The organism is Pseudomonas kermanshahensis, assembly GCF_014269205.2.
GTDB classification, from domain to species: domain Bacteria; phylum Pseudomonadota; class Gammaproteobacteria; order Pseudomonadales; family Pseudomonadaceae; genus Aquipseudomonas; species Aquipseudomonas kermanshahensis.
In genome coordinates this window covers 511,254-526,500 of sequence record NZ_JABWRY020000001.1, presented here as the reverse complement: position 1 = coordinate 526,500, position 15,247 = coordinate 511,254, and the positions used below count along the sequence as shown (strand labels likewise).

Annotated in this window: 19 protein-coding genes, 1 tRNA gene and 1 pseudogene; 6 read left to right on the top strand and 15 right to left on the bottom strand. The window is 61.6% G+C overall.

Going from position 1 to position 15,247, the window contains the following annotated elements; all coding sequences use genetic code 11:
- Positions 1-49 precede the first annotated feature (49 nt).
- The 3 genes from yajC to queA are packed head-to-tail and all read right to left on the bottom strand — an operon-like array spanning position 50 to position 2,607.
- Positions 50-385: a preprotein translocase subunit YajC gene (gene yajC / locus HU764_RS02425; RefSeq protein ID WP_027595530.1), complete on the bottom strand. Its 336-nt coding sequence runs from the start codon at positions 383-385 to the stop codon at positions 50-52.
- A gap of 42 nt (positions 386-427) precedes the next feature.
- Positions 428-1,543 carry a tRNA guanosine(34) transglycosylase Tgt gene (gene tgt, locus HU764_RS02420; RefSeq protein ID WP_077068621.1) on the bottom strand — a complete coding sequence of 372 codons (1,116 nt, stop codon included), beginning with the start codon at positions 1,541-1,543 and terminating at the stop codon, positions 428-430.
- Between the two features lie 14 nt (positions 1,544-1,557).
- Positions 1,558-2,607, bottom strand: coding sequence for a tRNA preQ1(34) S-adenosylmethionine ribosyltransferase-isomerase QueA (queA, locus tag HU764_RS02415; RefSeq protein ID WP_027595528.1), 1,050 nt, complete (start codon positions 2,605-2,607; stop codon positions 1,558-1,560).
- 106 nt (positions 2,608-2,713) lie between these two features.
- Between queA and HU764_RS02410 the strand changes: the two genes are divergently transcribed.
- Positions 2,714-2,798 (top strand) — tRNA-Leu (locus tag HU764_RS02410).
- 256 nt (positions 2,799-3,054) lie between these two features.
- Here HU764_RS02410 and HU764_RS02405 read toward each other — a convergent pair.
- Entirely contained in the window at positions 3,055-3,477 is a 423-nt protein-coding gene (locus HU764_RS02405) for a bleomycin resistance protein (protein ID WP_186675535.1), read from the bottom strand.
- A 480-nt stretch (positions 3,478-3,957) separates the two neighbouring features.
- Here HU764_RS02405 and HU764_RS02400 point away from each other — a divergent pair, with 480 nt between their 5' ends.
- On the top strand, positions 3,958-4,605 hold the full coding sequence (locus tag HU764_RS02400) for a trypsin-like peptidase domain-containing protein (RefSeq protein ID WP_186703539.1): 648 nt from the start codon (positions 3,958-3,960) through the stop codon (positions 4,603-4,605).
- Between the two features lie 93 nt (positions 4,606-4,698).
- Positions 4,699-5,178 (top strand): GNAT family N-acetyltransferase, encoded by a 480-nt coding sequence (locus HU764_RS02395; RefSeq protein ID WP_186675532.1) that lies wholly within the window; start codon positions 4,699-4,701, stop codon positions 5,176-5,178.
- 10 nt (positions 5,179-5,188) lie between these two features.
- Here HU764_RS02395 and HU764_RS02390 read toward each other — a convergent pair whose 3' ends face one another.
- Positions 5,189-5,485 carry an addiction module antidote protein gene (locus tag HU764_RS02390; protein WP_186675529.1) on the bottom strand — a complete coding sequence of 99 codons (297 nt, stop codon included), beginning with the start codon at positions 5,483-5,485 and terminating at the stop codon, positions 5,189-5,191.
- Positions 5,482-5,637, bottom strand: a pseudogene (locus HU764_RS02385) (type II toxin-antitoxin system RelE/ParE family toxin); the annotation flags it as partial. The gene HU764_RS02390 and the pseudogene HU764_RS02385, both read right to left, overlap by 4 nt.
- A gap of 192 nt (positions 5,638-5,829) precedes the next feature.
- Between HU764_RS02385 and HU764_RS02380 the strand changes: the two are divergent.
- Complete coding sequence (locus HU764_RS02380) at positions 5,830-6,720, top strand: bestrophin family protein (RefSeq protein ID WP_027595523.1); 891 nt, start codon at positions 5,830-5,832, stop codon at positions 6,718-6,720.
- 29 nt (positions 6,721-6,749) lie between these two features.
- Here the strand turns inward: HU764_RS02380 and phnE are convergent, their stop codons facing one another.
- From phnE to HU764_RS02360, 4 genes are read right to left on the bottom strand one after another with little or no spacing between them, the layout of a single operon-like run.
- Positions 6,750-7,517, bottom strand: a complete 768-nt coding sequence (gene phnE / locus HU764_RS02375) for a phosphonate ABC transporter, permease protein PhnE (RefSeq protein ID WP_186703499.1) — start codon at positions 7,515-7,517, stop codon at positions 6,750-6,752.
- A complete protein-coding gene (locus HU764_RS02370) occupies positions 7,514-8,341 on the bottom strand; it encodes a PhnE/PtxC family ABC transporter permease (RefSeq protein WP_186703498.1) in 828 nt (275 codons plus the stop codon). The genes phnE and HU764_RS02370 overlap by 4 nt, the downstream gene beginning before the upstream one ends.
- Positions 8,335-9,135 carry a phosphonate ABC transporter ATP-binding protein gene (locus HU764_RS02365; RefSeq protein WP_186703497.1) on the bottom strand — a complete coding sequence of 267 codons (801 nt, stop codon included), beginning with the start codon at positions 9,133-9,135 and terminating at the stop codon, positions 8,335-8,337. The genes HU764_RS02370 and HU764_RS02365 overlap by 7 nt, the downstream gene beginning before the upstream one ends.
- An 11-nt stretch (positions 9,136-9,146) precedes the next feature.
- Positions 9,147-10,001 (bottom strand): putative selenate ABC transporter substrate-binding protein, encoded by an 855-nt coding sequence (locus tag HU764_RS02360; RefSeq protein WP_186703496.1) that lies wholly within the window; start codon positions 9,999-10,001, stop codon positions 9,147-9,149.
- Positions 10,002-10,128: 127 nt separating this feature from the next.
- Here HU764_RS02360 and selD point away from each other — a divergent pair, with 127 nt between their 5' ends.
- On the top strand, positions 10,129-11,163 hold the full coding sequence (selD, locus tag HU764_RS02355) for a selenide, water dikinase SelD (RefSeq protein ID WP_186703495.1): 1,035 nt from the start codon (positions 10,129-10,131) through the stop codon (positions 11,161-11,163).
- A complete protein-coding gene (mnmH, locus tag HU764_RS02350; RefSeq protein ID WP_186703494.1) occupies positions 11,163-12,272 on the top strand; it encodes a tRNA 2-selenouridine(34) synthase MnmH in 1,110 nt (369 codons plus the stop codon). Before selD ends, mnmH begins: the two co-directional genes overlap by 1 nt.
- 161 nt (positions 12,273-12,433) lie before the next feature.
- Here the strand turns inward: mnmH and HU764_RS02345 are convergent, their stop codons facing one another.
- The 5 genes from HU764_RS02345 to HU764_RS02325 all read right to left on the bottom strand — a co-directional run bounded on the left by HU764_RS02345 (position 12,434) and on the right by HU764_RS02325 (position 14,854).
- On the bottom strand, positions 12,434-12,820 hold the full coding sequence (locus tag HU764_RS02345; RefSeq protein WP_186675509.1) for a lysozyme inhibitor LprI family protein: 387 nt from the start codon (positions 12,818-12,820) through the stop codon (positions 12,434-12,436).
- 21 nt (positions 12,821-12,841) lie between these two features.
- Entirely contained in the window at positions 12,842-13,381 is a 540-nt protein-coding gene (locus HU764_RS02340) for a hypothetical protein (RefSeq protein WP_186675506.1), read from the bottom strand.
- Positions 13,382-13,525: 144 nt separating this feature from the next.
- Positions 13,526-14,089 (bottom strand): GNAT family N-acetyltransferase, encoded by a 564-nt coding sequence (locus HU764_RS02335; RefSeq protein ID WP_186675503.1) that lies wholly within the window; start codon positions 14,087-14,089, stop codon positions 13,526-13,528.
- Positions 14,090-14,357: 268 nt separating this feature from the next.
- Complete coding sequence (locus tag HU764_RS02330; RefSeq protein WP_186675500.1) at positions 14,358-14,609, bottom strand: DUF3077 domain-containing protein; 252 nt, start codon at positions 14,607-14,609, stop codon at positions 14,358-14,360.
- On the bottom strand, positions 14,606-14,854 hold the full coding sequence (locus HU764_RS02325; protein WP_172960340.1) for a hypothetical protein: 249 nt from the start codon (positions 14,852-14,854) through the stop codon (positions 14,606-14,608). The genes HU764_RS02330 and HU764_RS02325 overlap by 4 nt, the downstream gene beginning before the upstream one ends.
- Between the last annotated feature and the right edge of the window lie 393 nt (positions 14,855-15,247).

Below are 15,247 nucleotides of genomic sequence, written 5' to 3'. Positions count from 1 at the left end.
AGACGCGGGGCGCGTTGCGCGCCCCGACTGGAAAAATAAAACCGGTAACTCAGATAGCCTTGAGCGTACCTTTTGGCAGGGTCGCGGCGATGGCGCCCTTCTGGAACTTCAGCTCGACGGTGTCGGACACTTCCAGCACCACGAAGTCATCGGTAACTTTGACGATTTTGCCGGCGATGCCGCCGTTGGTGACAACTTCGTCACCTTTCTGCAAGTTGCCCAGCAGGTTCTTCTGCTCTTTGGCGCGCTTGGCCTGTGGACGCCAGATCATCAGGTAGAAGATGACCAGGAAGCCGACCAGGAAGATCCATTCAAAACCGGTACCGGCTGGGCCGGCGGCTGGTGCAGCTGCGTCCGCGTAAGCGGCGGGAATCAGAAAGCTCATGAGGCACTCCATTACTGAATTTTAATATTTTAGTGCTGACAGTTAGCCCAAAGGCGGCACAGGCAGCCCGCGTTTGGCGTAGAAGGCGTCGACAAAGGCGGCCAATTTACCCTGTTGAATAGCCTCGCGTAAACCGGCCATCAAGCGCTGGTAATGGCGCAAGTTGTGGATGGTATTCAGCATGCTGCTCAACATTTCGCCGCATTTATCCAAGTGGTGGAGATACGCGCGGGAGAAGTTGGTGCAGGTGTAGCAATCACAGGTCGGGTCCAGCGGCGATTCATCGTGGCGATGGAACGCGTTGCGGATCTTGATCACCCCTGTATCGACGAACAGATGGCCGTTGCGCGCGTTACGCGTCGGCATCACGCAGTCGAACATGTCGACGCCGCGGCGCACACCCTCAACGAGATCTTCCGGTTTGCCTACCCCCATAAGGTAACGAGGTTTGTCAGCGGGCATCTGATCTGGCAGGTAATCCAGCACCTTGATCATTTCGTGCTTGGGCTCACCCACCGACAGGCCGCCGATGGCCAGGCCGTCGAAACCGATGTTCTCCAGGCCTTCCAGCGAGCGCATGCGCAGGTCCTGGTACATGCCGCCCTGGACGATGCCGAACAGCGCCGCGGTGTTGTCGGCGTGGGCGTTTTTCGAACGCTGGGCCCAACGCAGCGACAGCTCCATGGAGGTGCGCGCCACATCGTGCTCGGCCGGGTATGGCGTGCACTCGTCGAAGATCATCACCACGTCCGAGCCCAGGTCACGCTGAACCTGCATGGACTCTTCAGGGCCCATGAACACCTTGGAGCCGTCCACAGGCGAGGCGAAGGTCACGCCTTCCTCTTTGATCTTGCGCATCGCGCCCAGGCTGAATACCTGGAAGCCACCGGAGTCAGTGAGGATCGGGCCTTTCCATTGCATGAAGTCGTGCAGGCCGTTGTGCTTCTTGATCACCTCGGTACCCGGGCGCAGCCACAGGTGGAAGGTGTTGCCAAGGATCATCTCGGCGCCGATGGCCTCGATGTCACGCGGCAGCATGCCTTTGACCGTGCCATAGGTGCCGACCGGCATGAACGCCGGGGTTTCCACGGTGCCACGAGGGAAGGTGATGCGACCACGACGGGCCTTGCCGTCGGTGGCCAGCAGTTCGAAGGACATTCGACAGGTGCGACTCATGCTTGATCCTCGGGCCCGCGTGGCGCCGGATTGCGGGTGATGAACATGGCATCACCGTAACTGAAGAAGCGGTACCCTTCTTGAACCGCCGCCGCATAGGCGGCCATGGTTTCGGGGTAGCCGGCGAAGGCCGAGACCAGCATCAGCAGCGTGGACTCCGGCAGGTGGAAGTTGGTGACCAGGGCGTCGACCACATGGAACGGGCGGCCTGGGTAGATGAAAATATCGGTATCGCCGCTGAAGGCCTTGAGCACGCCATCGCGCGCAGCGCTTTCCAGCGAACGCACGCTGGTGGTGCCCACGGCAACCACGCGCCCGCCACGGGCACGGCAGGCTTGGACAGCATCCACCACATCCTGGCTCACTTCGAGCCACTCTTTATGCATGTGGTGGTCTTCGATCTTGTCGACCCGCACCGGCTGGAAGGTGCCCGCGCCGACGTGCAGGGTCACGAAGGCCCGCTCCACGCCCTTGGCGGCGATCTTTTCCAGCAGCGCTTCGTCGAAGTGCAGGCCGGCCGTGGGTGCGGCTACAGCACCGGCACGCTCGGCGTAGACGGTCTGGTAACGCTCACGGTCGGCGCCTTCGTCGGGGCGGTCGATGTAGGGTGGCAGCGGCATGTGCCCGACGCGTTCAAGCAGTGGCAGCACCTCTTCGGTGAAGCGCAACTCGAACAGCGTGTCGTGGCGCGCGACCATTTCGGCCTCGCCACCGCCATCGATGAGAATCTGCGCACCGACCTTGGGTGCCTTGCTGGAGCGTACGTGCGCCAGCACCCGGTGGCTGTCGAGCACACGTTCGACCAGCACTTCCAGCTTGCCGCCGGAGGCTTTCTGCCCGAACAACCGCGCCGGGATCACCCGGGTGTTGTTGAACACCATCAGGTCGCCGGGGCGCAGATAGTCGAGCAGGTCGGTGAATTGCTGATGTACCAAGGCGCCACTCGGCCCATCGAGGACCAGCAGACGGCTGCCATGGCGCTCGGCCAAAGGGTGGCGGGCGATCAGGGAATCGGGGAGTTCGAAGGAAAAATCGGCGACGCGCATGATGATGTTCGGTTCGGCAGGGCCGGGAAGTTTAGCCCAATGTGTGAAAATTGACCATGAAACCCGATTGACCGACCAGAAGCACCTCTCTATACTGCGCGCCACTGCCCTGATGGCGGAATTGGTAGACGCGGCGGATTCAAAATCCGTTTTCGAAAGGAGTGGGAGTTCGAGTCTCCCTCGGGGCACCAAAATCCGGAAAAAACCGACCTTATGGTCGGTTTTTTTTTCGCCTGGATTTTGGCTGGGGGCGGCATCAGGTACGCGCCATGGCATTGCACTGTGGCTAACAGGTGCATGCCTTCAGATCTGCAGCGCTCTCAAGAACGAGCGCCGCGCGGGCGGCGCTCGATCTCAAATCCACTACTCAAGGTCGCGGCAAGCACGCGCCGTTCTCCACGTCTCGCTCACAGGTGTATCGGGCCAACTGTACAGTGCCTAGAGTAATCAGCAGGGTTTGCTGCCAATAGCTTCTGCAAACCGCAGCAAGTAGCCATCAGGATCAAGCACCAGAAAATTGCGCTGCCCGAACAGAAACTCACCGCTGCGGTACCAACGCTCTTCAACTGGGTTTCTAAGCGGATACCCGCCCGCCTCCAGTGCCGTAACCAGCGCTGAAGCGTCTGGGCATTCGATAGACAGGTTAATACCTCGCCCATAGGGCGGCTCAAGTGGGCCTACCCGCCATGGCGATTCACTGTGCCAGTCCTGCTCCAGCATCAGCTGACTGCCGCCGAAGGACAGGAAGGCAAAATGGTCTTCTGGACGCTCATACTCGACCCTGAAGCCAAGGATGTCGCAGTAGAAGGCAAGGCTTCGCGTAAGGTCGGAAACGATAAGCTCGGGTACAAGGGAATTTAGTTTCAGCATTTATTGACTCCTTTCAATTTTGATCTGAAAACAGACTCGAGCAATGGGTGGCAATGCCCGCTCAACGTGGCCGCCCCGCCTCGATCCAAGCTTGCACCTGCCTCATGCCCAGCTGGTACCGGGCGCAGTTATGCAACGCCAGACTATCCAGTTCAGCCAACGAGATCATGGCACTGCGGATGCAGCTCAATGCAGCTCAATGCAGCTCAATTGAGCTCATCGCAGCTCACCTCAACTGAAAAAAGCACCAAAACAACGGCCTCCAACCCACCCACCAAATTGACGCCGCACGCCTGACTGTCAGCCCTGCAGCCATGTCGGGAATCTATTGGCCATTACCCTCCCCCCTACTTAAGATGTCACTCGTCGGATATATGCACAAAGTATTGCCAGCATGATGGCTCTTAGCCATATTTGCGCCCCCATTTCTCCACGACTGTGTGACACATGAAAACAACCGTGCCCTGTCTGGCAGCACTGATGCTGCTGAGTGGGTGCAATGGAGTGCCAACGTCCTACGTCTCCGATCCCGTCTACAGCCAGGCTTTCGTGGTCACCTCAGGTGCGCCGCTGCCGCTGTTGCTGATGGCCAGCGCCATCCAGTGGAACGAAGACTACGCAGTGACCGCCAAACACACCCCCTTCCTGCGTAACGTGGTCCATGAGGGCCTCGGCGATGTAGTGTTCTTCAAGCACAAGGCCAGCGAGGTGCCGCATTGGCGGCAATACGTACCGGGTGAGTCGGTGACGGCGGTCGGCTTCAACAGCCTGATGATTCCCGTGCAGGGCAAGGGCCATGCGTTGCCGTCGCTGGTGCGCCTTGAAGGTACGCCGGGCAGTGTCTTCTACTCGCTGCACGACGGCCCGATGGTCAAGGGCATGTCGGGCGGGCCAGTGTTCGCCGATGATGGGCAGGTGGTGGGTATCAACATTGCGTTCATCCCTAAGAACGAGATCGATGCGCGCACTCGCCCGGACCTCGCCGATAAAGAGCGTGTCAGCGTGTTCATGTCGTACAGCGAGATCGACAAGGAATGGCGGCGCTTCCAGTACTTGCTAGCACGCAAGGCCAAGCCTCATGCGCCTGCGGCGATCAAGGGGATTGTGGCGGTGGTGGCCAAGCCGTGAGCAGTCGGCGGTGATCTGCCACTGAGGCAGTGCTAGCCTGTGAGCGGGGCTTGGCCGCAAACGGCCAGCCAACGCACTGCAAAAGGACCTGCCATGCACCTCAGCCACCGCCCTGTTCAGCCCAGCGACATCCCCGCCATCTGCTGCTTCCCCCAGGGCCCGGACGAACTGTTCTACATGTTCCCCAAAGCCACCTACCCCCTGACACCCGCGCAATTGACCGACGCCATCGCCCAGCGCAACGGCTCTACGGTGGTGGAAGGCAGCGGCATGGTGCTGGGCTTCGCCAACTTCTACAAAGCCGAGCACGGCGGCGTGTGCGCCCTGGGCAACGTGGTGGTGGCGCCAGCTGCCCGCGGCCATGGGGTGGCGAGCTACCTGGTAACCGCCATGATCGAGCTGGCCCGCGAACAGTTTGCGGCGCGAGAGATTTGGGTGTCGTGCTTCAATCACAACACGGCGGGGTTGCTGCTTTATCCACAGCTCGGTTTTGTGCCGTTCGGCATCGAAGAACGCCAGGCGCCGGATGGGAAGCGAGTGGCGTTGGTGCAGATGAGGCAGGTACTGGCCTAGCCTGCGAAATCTAATGCGACGACGTATGGGGCTGAACAAAAAGCTCCACGCCTAGGGCACGTATGACTTTAAGCACTGTATCAAAGCGGGGCTTAGCGCCTGGGCTAAGTGCTTTATAGAGACTTTCTCGACCTAACCCACTCTGTGCAGCGATTTGTGTCATTCCCCGTGCCCGAGCGATATGACCGATGGCCCGGATAATCTCATCTGTATCGCCATCGGATAGCACCTGGCTGAGGTATTCGCTGATTGTTGCATCACTGTCAAGCAAGTCGGCGATATCAAAAGGGATCAATTTTTCGCTCATTTCATTTCCTCCACCAGCTTTCTCGCTTTGAGGACATCGGCGGTCTGGGAAGATTTGTCTCCGCCCACCAGCAGAAAAATCACTTTGGCTCCCTTCCGCGTGAAATAGACTCGATAACCTGCAGAAACGTCGATGCGAAGCTCACTTACACCGCATTCATGCGAGATAGGGAAGCGGTCTACCTTGCCGTTTCACCTTTGCGAAGAGAACTCAGGAGCGTCTGATACCTCAGTCAGTTTTTTCTTTCAAACACGTCCAAAAAAATGTCTTGCAACATCAGCTGCCGAACCATACCCATCCCTCGACGTCCGATCCTGCATCCCCCGCGTTTCGAGGTACCCCGTGTGAAAGAGATCATCGCCCGCAAGTACCGCTTGGTGGTGAAGACCATTGGTTACATCGGCTGGTCGCTGTTCTGGCTGCTGATCTGGGATGTGCTGGTCACCATCGATTTCATGCTGTTCTTCAACAGCAAGTTCACCCTGCCGTTGATTCCGTTGACCTTGCTGGGTTCGGCGCTGGTGGTGCTGGTGAGCTTTCGCAACAGCAGCGCCTACAACCGCTGGTGGGAGGCGCGCACGTTGTGGGGTGCGCTGGTCAACAGTTCGCGCAGTTTTGCCCGGCAGACGCTGACGCTGATCGATGACCCGGATGACGGGCTGAACCCGATCAAGGCCACTTTGCTGCGCCGGCATATCGCCTATGTGAACTGCCTGGCTGCGCACCTCAAGGGCGACCGCTGCCCGGATGAACTGATAGCGTTCATCCCGCAGGCGGAGTTCGAGCGGCGCAACCGCTCCAACAACTTCGCCAACGACATCCTCAGTGGCTCGGCAGCCTTGCTGGCGCGGGAATACCAGGCCGGGCGCCTGGACAGCATTCGCCTGGCGCGGCTGGAGTCGACCTTGGTGGACCTGTCCAATGCCCAGGGCGGCATGGAACGGATCGCCAATACGCCGCTGCCCTACCCTTATGTGTATTTTCCGCGGCTGTTCATCACGCTGTTCTGCCTGATCGTGCCGGTGGGGCTGGTCGAGTCGCTGGAGTGGTTCACACCGCTGGCGTCGACGGTGGTGGGGTTCATGTTGCTGGCCATCGAGCGGATCGGCACCGACCTGCAAAGCCCCTTCCGCTTCAGCGAGCACCAGATCCAGATGGACACCATTTGCGAGACGATCGAGCGCAACCTGGAGTCGATGCAACGGGAAGCGCAGCATGGCGAACTGACCACCTGATGCTTGCGCGGGCTGCCCGGCAGCCCCAGTCAGGCGCGCACATAGCGCTGGCGCAGCACATCACTCAAGGCATCCACCAGCAACACCAGCACCAGCATGGCGATGATCACCGTGCTGGCTTGCGCCTCCTGGAACAGGCTCAAGGTAGTGTAGAGCATCTGCCCCAACCCACCTGCCCCAACAAACCCCAACACGCTGGCCATGCGGATGTTGTTCTCCCAGCGGTACAGGCTGTAAGCCAGCAACTGCGGCCACAGGTTAGGCAAGGTACCAAAGCAGAATGCCGCCACCTGGCTGCCACCCTGCAAGCGAATGGCTGCTGCAGGCTCTGCCGGCGCGTTTTCCAGTGCCTCGGCAAACAAGCGGCCGAGCACGCCGGCGGTGTGTAACGCCAAGGCCAGGGTCCCAGCATTCGGGCCAAGCCCTGCGGCCAGCACGGTGAGCGCCGCCCAGACTAATTCCGGGATGGCCCGCAAGGCATTGAGCAGCACCCGCGCCGCTGCCTGCAGCAGCCAGCCGAAGCGGCCCGCCGCCGGTAACGCCAGCAGCATCCCCAGCACCACCGCCAGCAAAGTCCCCAGGCCGGACATCGCCAAGGTCTCCAAGGCGCCATGCCAGACCGCGCGCAAATGCTCGACGGTCACGTCCGGGTGCAGGAAGCGCCCCGCGTACTCGCCCATCTGCCCTAGCCCGCCATCACCGACCAGCGCCTGCAGGTCCAGCTCCAGGTAGGCGAACGAGGCCACCACCGCCGCGATGATCACGCCGAGCACCAGCAGGTTGATCGCCCGGTTCATGCCAGCCTTCCTCGCAGAAAGCGGCTGAGCAGGTCAGCCAGCGATACCAGCAACAGAAACGTCAGCAGCATGCTTGCCACCTCCGCGCCAGCAAACATGCGCATCGACAGGTCGATCTGCTGCCCCAACCCGCCAGCGCCGACAAACCCCATCACCACCGAAGCACGCACCGCGCATTCCCAGCGGTACACCGTGTACGACACCACTTCCGACACCGCATTGGGCAAGATGCCGTAGAAAAAGGCCATCAGCCGACCACTGCCGGCCTGCAATAGGGCATGGGCCGGGCGTTGGTCGACCGACTCGAAGATTTCGGCGTAGACCTTGCCGAGCATGCCGCTGTAGGTAATGGCGATGGCCAGCACCCCCGCCGTTGGCCCAAGCCCCACGGCACGCACGAACAGCAAGGCCCAGACGATTTCTGGCACGCTGCGCAGAAAGATCAACAGCCCGCGTACCGGCAGCCGCAGCACCCGCGACCACCATCCGGCCCGCCCGCCACGGGAGGCCGCGCGCAACGACAAGGCACGGCTGGCCAGCAGGCTGGCAGGTACCGCCAGCACCAGCGCCAGGGTCATGCCGGCCGTGGCCACGGCGAGGGTCTGCAAGGTGGCTTCGTACAGCAACTGCAAAAAGGCGGCATCGTGCGCCGGCGGCCAGAAGGCTTGGGTGAAGCTGGCGATCTGCTGACGGTTCTCGGCCTGCCACAGCACGCCGGGGTTCAACTCGCTCAACTGCAAGCCCGGCCATAACACCGCCACAGCAAGCAAGCTCAGCAGCAGCCGTGGCAGGCCAGCCGGGTCGCGGGCATGGGCCTTCAGCATCGCGGGATCTGTACCGTCAGCACTGCTGCAGGCTCCTGCAAGGGAGGCGAAGCCAAGTGTTCGTTGGCATAGAGTGCATCGAGCATCTGCGGGCTGACCGCCTCGGCCGGGCTGTCGAACACCACCTGCCCTTCACGAATGCCGATCACCCGTGGAAAGTGCGCCAGCGCCAGCTCGACCGCATGCAGGCTGGCCACCAGCGTTACACCGTTGGCCTGGGCGTGGCGGTTGAGCAATGCCAGGCTGTGGTCGGCCAGCACCGGGTCCATCGCCGAAACGGGCTCATCGGTCAGCAGCAAGTCCGGGCGTTGATACAGCACCCGTGCAATGCCCACCCGTTGCAGTTGGCCGCCAGACAGTTGCCCGCACTGGACGAACAGTTTGTCAGCCAGCCCCAGCTCGGCCAATGCCTGGCGCACGCCTGGCACATCGGTCGGGTACAGCAGGTTGAACAAGCCACGCACGATACCCCACTGCCCCAATCGCCCCGCCAGCACTGCGGTCACAACCCGCTGGCGCGGCGGCAAGGGCGGTGCCTGATGCACCAAGCCAACCCGTGCCCGCAAGCGCTGACGCGCCCTGCCAGACAACTGCCAGGGCTGTTCACCGAACAGCGCCAGGCGCCCGGTACTGGGCTGGATAGCAGTGGCCATCAGGTGCAGCAGGCTGGACTTGCCAGCGCCAGAGGGGCCGATAATCGCGACCCGCTCGCCCTGCTCCACGCGCAGGTTTATCGCGTCGAGCGCGCGGACCTGGCCATGGTGCAGGCTGGCATCGTGCAGATCAATTGCCATCGGAGCGGACGTCACTTGAGCAGGCCGGCCTCACGCGCGGCTTGTTCGGTGCCCTGGTAGTTCTCAGGCTTGGTCTCGATAAAGCGGCTGGCAGCCTGCAGGTCGAGGATCGCCTTGTGCTCGGGGTTGGCCGGGTCCAGGTCGAGGAACGCCTGTTTGATCTTCGCCTTGAGTGCCGGCGCCATGTTGCCGCGCACGGTCCAGTTGTAGTCGTAGTAGGTCGGGGTAGTGGCGAACACCCTCACCTTGCTGGTATCGACCTTGCCGGCGTCCACCAACTTCTGCCAGACGCTGGCATTGAGCACCCCGCCATCGACCTTGCCGGCCTGCACCCAGGCTGCGGTGGCGTCGTGGGCGCCGGAGTAGGCCACACGGCTGAAGTAGTCCTCAGGCTTGATGTTGTTCTCTTTGAGCATGAAGTAACGCGGCATCAGGCTGCCCGAGGTGGACGAGATGGAGCCAAAGGCGAACGACTTGCCCTTGAGGTCGGCCAGGCTCTTCACATTGGGGTTGGCGGTGATGAACTTGGACGTGAATTGCGCGTCCTGCTCACGCTGCACCAGCGGCGTGGCGTTCGGGTCTTTCAAGTGCACCTGAACAAAGGTGAACCCTCCCAGCCACGCCAGGTCGAGGCGGTCGGAGACCAGCGACTCGACCACCGCCGGGTAGTCGGCGACCGGCACGAACTTCACCTCCATGCCCAGCTGCTTGGCCAGGTACTCCCCCAACGGCTTAAATTTACGCTGCAGCTCGGTGGGCGCTTCGTCGGGGATGGCACTGACCCGAAGGGTTTCAGCAGCCTGGGCGACAACGGCACAACAAGACAGCACGAGGCCGGCGGCGAGCGCCAGAGGGCGTTTGAGCATGGGCAATCTCCGGGTCATTGGCAGCTAAAGGGTCGGCAGCCGTGCCGACCGTGAAAAGTATAAGTGCCCATGGCGCAATGGCCAGCTTTGCTACAATCGCGCAACAATTTGATCTGCTGAGGTACGTATGAGCGAGCCAATCCGCCTGACCCAGTACAGCCATGGTGCCGGTTGTGGCTGCAAGATCTCCCCCAAGGTACTGGACGTGATCCTTGCCGAAAGCGGCGTCAAGGCCCTGGACCCGAACCTCTGGGTCGGCAATGCTTCGCGCGACGACGCAGCCGTGTACGCCCTGGACGAAGAGCGCGGCGTGGTCTCGACCACCGACTTCTTCATGCCGATCGTCGATGACCCGTATGACTTCGGCCGTATCGCCGCCACCAACGCTATCAGCGACATCTACGCCATGGGCGGCGACCCCTTGATGGCCATCGCCATCCTCGGCTGGCCGGTCAACGTGCTGCCGCCGGAAGTCGCCCGCGAAGTGATCCGCGGCGGGCGCGCGGTCTGCGCCGAAGCTGGCATCCCGCTGGCCGGCGGCCACTCCATCGACGCCCCGGAGCCGATCTTCGGCCTCGCCGTCACCGGCGTGGTCAGCAAGCGCCATCTCAAGCGCAACGACACCGCCACCGCCGGTTGCCGCCTGTACCTGACCAAACCGCTGGGCATCGGCATCCTCACCACCGCCGAGAAAAAGGCCAAGCTGCGCGAGCAGGACCAAGGCCTGGCACGCGACTGGATGTGCACCCTCAACACCCCCGGGAGCCGCTTCGGCAAGCTTGAAGGTGTGAGGGCGATGACCGACGTCACCGGCTTCGGCCTGTTGGGCCACCTGGTGGAGCTGGCCGACGGCAGCGGCCTCACCGCGCACCTGGACTACGCCGCCGTACCGCGCCTGCCAAGTGTCGAGCATTACCTGGCTGAGGGCTGCATCCCGGGCGGCACGTTGCGCAATTACGAAAGCTACGGCCACAAGATCGGCGCCCTGAGCGATGAGCAAAAGCACCTGCTGTGCGACCCGCAGACCAGCGGCGGCCTGCTGGTGGCGGTCAGCCCTGAGGGTGACGCGCAGTTTCTGGCCGTGGCAGCCGAACTGGGCCTGCAACTGTCGCCCATCGGCACGCTGGGTGAGCGACAGAGCAACGCGGTCGAGGTGATCTGATGCGTCCCGACTGCACGGATTTCCGCCCGCTATTTTTGAACGACGTGCCGATGATGGACATGCGCGCGCCCATCGAATTCGCCAAGGGTGCCTTCCCGGGCGTCGTCAACCTGCCACTGATGAACGACCAGGAGCGGCAGAAGGTCGGCACCTGCTACAAACAGCAAGGCCAGGCCGCCGCCATCACGCTTGGCCACCAACTGGTCAGTGGCGCGACCAAGCGCGACCGCCTGCACGCCTGGGCCAGCTTCGCCAAGGCGCATCCCGAGGGCTACCTGTACTGTTTCCGCGGTGGCCTGCGTTCGTTGATCGTTCAACAGTGGCTGCGCGATGAAGCGGGTATCGACTACCCGCGGGTCAAGGGCGGCTACAAAGCGATGCGCACCTTTCTGCTGGACACCACTGAGCAGGCAGTGGCGCAGTGCGATTTCGTTTTGATCGGCGGCCTCACCGGCACCGGCAAGACGGAGGTACTGCACCAGTTGAGCAATGGGCTGGACCTTGAAGGCCATGCCAACCACCGTGGTTCCAGCTTCGGCAAGCGTGCCACCGCGCAGCCCGCGCAAATCGGCTTCGAAAACAAGCTGGCCATCGATGTGCTGAAAAAGCGCGCGCGTGGCATCGAGCAGTTCGTGCTCGAAGATGAAGGCCGTATCGTCGGCAGCTGCACCGTGCCGCTGGCTTTGTACCAAGGCATGCAGCAGTACCCGTTGGTATGGCTGGAGGACAGTTTCGAGCAGCGTGTTGAACGTATCCTGCGCGATTACGTGGTCAACCTGAGCGCAGAGTTCGTCGATGTGCACGGCGACGAAGAGGGCCGCCGACTGTTTGCCGAACGCATGCTGTCGAGCATGGCCAATATCCACAAGCGCCTGGGTGGTGAACGCTGCCAACGCTTGTCCGCCATCTTGCAACAAGCCCTGGATGAGCAACAGCGCAGCGGCGCGGTGGAGCTGCACCGGGGCTGGATCGAAGGGTTGCTGAAGGAGTATTACGACCCGATGTATGCCTATCAGCGCGATGCCAAGGCTGAGCGTATCGAGTTTGCGGGGGATGCCGTGGAGGTGCGCGAATACCTCAAGGCCCGCGCGCAAAGGCAGCAACACTGAGGCCGCTTAGCCAGTTGCCAAACACCTTGCACCACCGTCGTCTGTAGGAGCGGCCTTGCGTCGCGAAAGGGCCGCACAGCGGCCCTATGACGCCGAAATCTGGGGCCGCTGTGCGGCCCTTTCGCGACGCAAGGCCGCTCCTACACAAACGTGCGCCCATCTCACTGCCCCGGGCTGAGTACTCGCTCAAGCTCGGCCGCCCGGTCCCGGGTCATGTCCATCACGCACACGCCGCCTTCCAGCTGCGCCAGGGTCCCGCCACTGGCCTGTACGTGGAACGTGCAGTTGTCATCACGGTAGGCGATCCACTTGCGCTGTACCTCGCGCAGGCGTTTCTGCTGCCCTGCCTCCAGTTTGCCCATCAACTGTTTGTACACCCGGTTCAAGCGCTGGTCCTGCAACTGGGTCTCGGCCTGGATGCAACTGCTCATGGCCACTGTGCTGGACGCCTTGTCCATGCATTGGCCATAGCTCGGCGAATTTTCTTCGGCCATGGCCAGCGGCAGCACACACGCCAGCGCCAGGCCCGTCAGGTGATACTTATTCATGACTATTTCCCCCTGTGGATATCAAAATGTCTGTGGCTGTTCCGGCGGCATCAGCACCTTGTTGGGCTCGAAACGCAACGACGGCATCTGCGTTGCGGCATACAACGCGACACCCAGCGCCGCTATCAACGCCACATCGAGCCAACGCCAGCCGGGCATGTCGTCGGCGCTGCGGGCCTTCCAGCAATGCCAGGCCTGGCCCGCGCAGAACACCCCCATCGCGGTGAGCCACAGATAAAAGCCCGCACCAAAACCGGTGCGGTCATGAAACGCGTAGCTTTGGCTGTCTGGCAATCGGTCAATTCCGAAACTGCTGGCAGCCAGATACAACGCCGCCACACCGCATGCCAAGGCCAACCGACGGAATCGTCGATGGGCAAGAATCGCCACGGCCAGCAGCGGATTGGCAAACCATTGATACAACCCGAAGGGCATGCCCCATGGCCCGTACAGCAACATCTGCAGGGCGGGCATGTGGCGGTCGCCACTCATCAGCACGCCATCGAAAAACAGCGCGAGCAGGTACAGGAACAGGCTGATGCTCAGGTAGAAAACGGGCAAAGGGGCACACCTGGGGAAAACGGGACAGGCTGCGACCATAACCCAGGCCCTGCCCCGCTTCCAGGCGTTTAGTAAGTGCCGCGCAGGGTCACCACCGGTAGCGTGATGTACAGCAGACGATGAAAGTCGAGGTTAGCCATAACACTAAACAACCGGTGGTTCCAGCAGCAGGCCATAGATGCCCGAGTCGGACAGCTCGCCGGCCACGCACCAGCGTGCCCGCAGGGTGCCTTCGAGCACGAAGCCCTGGCGTTCGAGCGTGCGTGCCGAGCCTTGGTTGCGCGGGTCGATCTCGCCCTCCAGGCGGCGCATGTGCAGGGTGTGAGCGAGGTAGTCGATGAAGCAGGTCAATGCCTCGTCCATGTACCCCCTGCCCTGTACGGCGCTGGCCAGGCAATAGCCGATTTCGCCACGGCGGGATACGTCATCGATGTTGAACAGTTGGACCATGCCGATGAGTTCGCCGTTGTCACGGCGGTACATGCCGAGCTTGAGCTGGTCGCCATTGGCATAGGCTTCACGGTCGGCAGCCAAGGCGCTTTCGGCCTCGGCGAGGTCTTGCCAGGGTGCGTGGTGCCAATAACGCATGACCTCGGGGTCGGCCATGATCGCCAGCCATTGCGCGGCATCGCCATGGCGCATCGGGCGCAATTGCAGGCGGGGGCTGTCGAGGCAGAGGTCACTGGGGAAACTGCGGGGTGGGGTCACGCCGGATCTCCTGTCCATTGCTGGGGAGATGACAGTTTAACGTCAAGCGAGGCGGCTGGGGGATGCGTTGGGTTTTATCGTGTGTTTGGGATTTTTTGGGGGTTAGGGCTGGGCTTGTGTCAGGGCTACTGGGTGCATGGCTCGGGTTTTGCGGTGGGGCGCAAATCGAGCGCCGCGCGGGCGGCGCTCGATTTCAAGGACGCTGCAGCCCTTTCGCCATGCGCCTATCAGCCGTTACTCGCCACCCCGTAAGGCGTTTAAAAATGGCTCAACCGCCCCGGTTCAACCCCATTTCCATGTCGTTGATCAGCGCCTTGGCCATGGCACTGAGTATCCGTGCAGCGCTGCCTGCAACCTTGTTGCCCTCCATCTCGGCCTCTTCGCTGAGGTGGCGTATGCACCCCAGCAACACAGACAATTCGTCGAACGCGTGATCAAGGCGGATGCCCGGTTCGATGCGGAACAATTCGAGAAACGTCTCCACGCCAGCGGTGGTATGGCTTTTCAGGTGATTGCTCATTCCACTGCCTCCTGCGCCTTTATGTGGGCGAACAGCGCATGAAGCAATTCGGTCAGGGCGGACATGTTTTCGAGGAGGGCGCTGCGTTGCAGGCTGTCTTCGGCTTTGAGGTAAAGCTCGATGGTTTGGGAAAGGCTGCCCATGAGTTTGGCTGCCTGGGACCTTGCCTCTGCATGGGAGAGGTCGGCGATTATCGAGATATAAGGGATTGGGAAAGTGGGTGGGTCTGGGACGAGCTTCTTCATAGTCACCTCGAAAAATTTTCAGAAGCAACCACTCATCCTTCTCACAGATTGGGTGGCAGCCGTACGCGAGGTGAGAAGACCGTGTCCCGAGGCACCACGGCCAGACCGAAGTCTGCACGCGCACGGCTGCCATAACTGGCAAGCCACCTCAAAACAGCGGGCTTCTCACACCCGATCGCCAATAGCAGCGACGGCGAGACGTTAACCCTGAGGTACTTGCCTGACTATCAGACGGCGTCCGACACAAGCCGTAGGATAATTCCACGCGCTTGCCAACCTGAAGCATTTGGTTTCAAGTTCAGAATCTTCTTACAGCTGATGGCCCTTTCGCGGGGCAAGCCCGCTCCCACAGGATCGGTGACTTGCTTCGCCCACAGGTCTTGCAACGGTTCT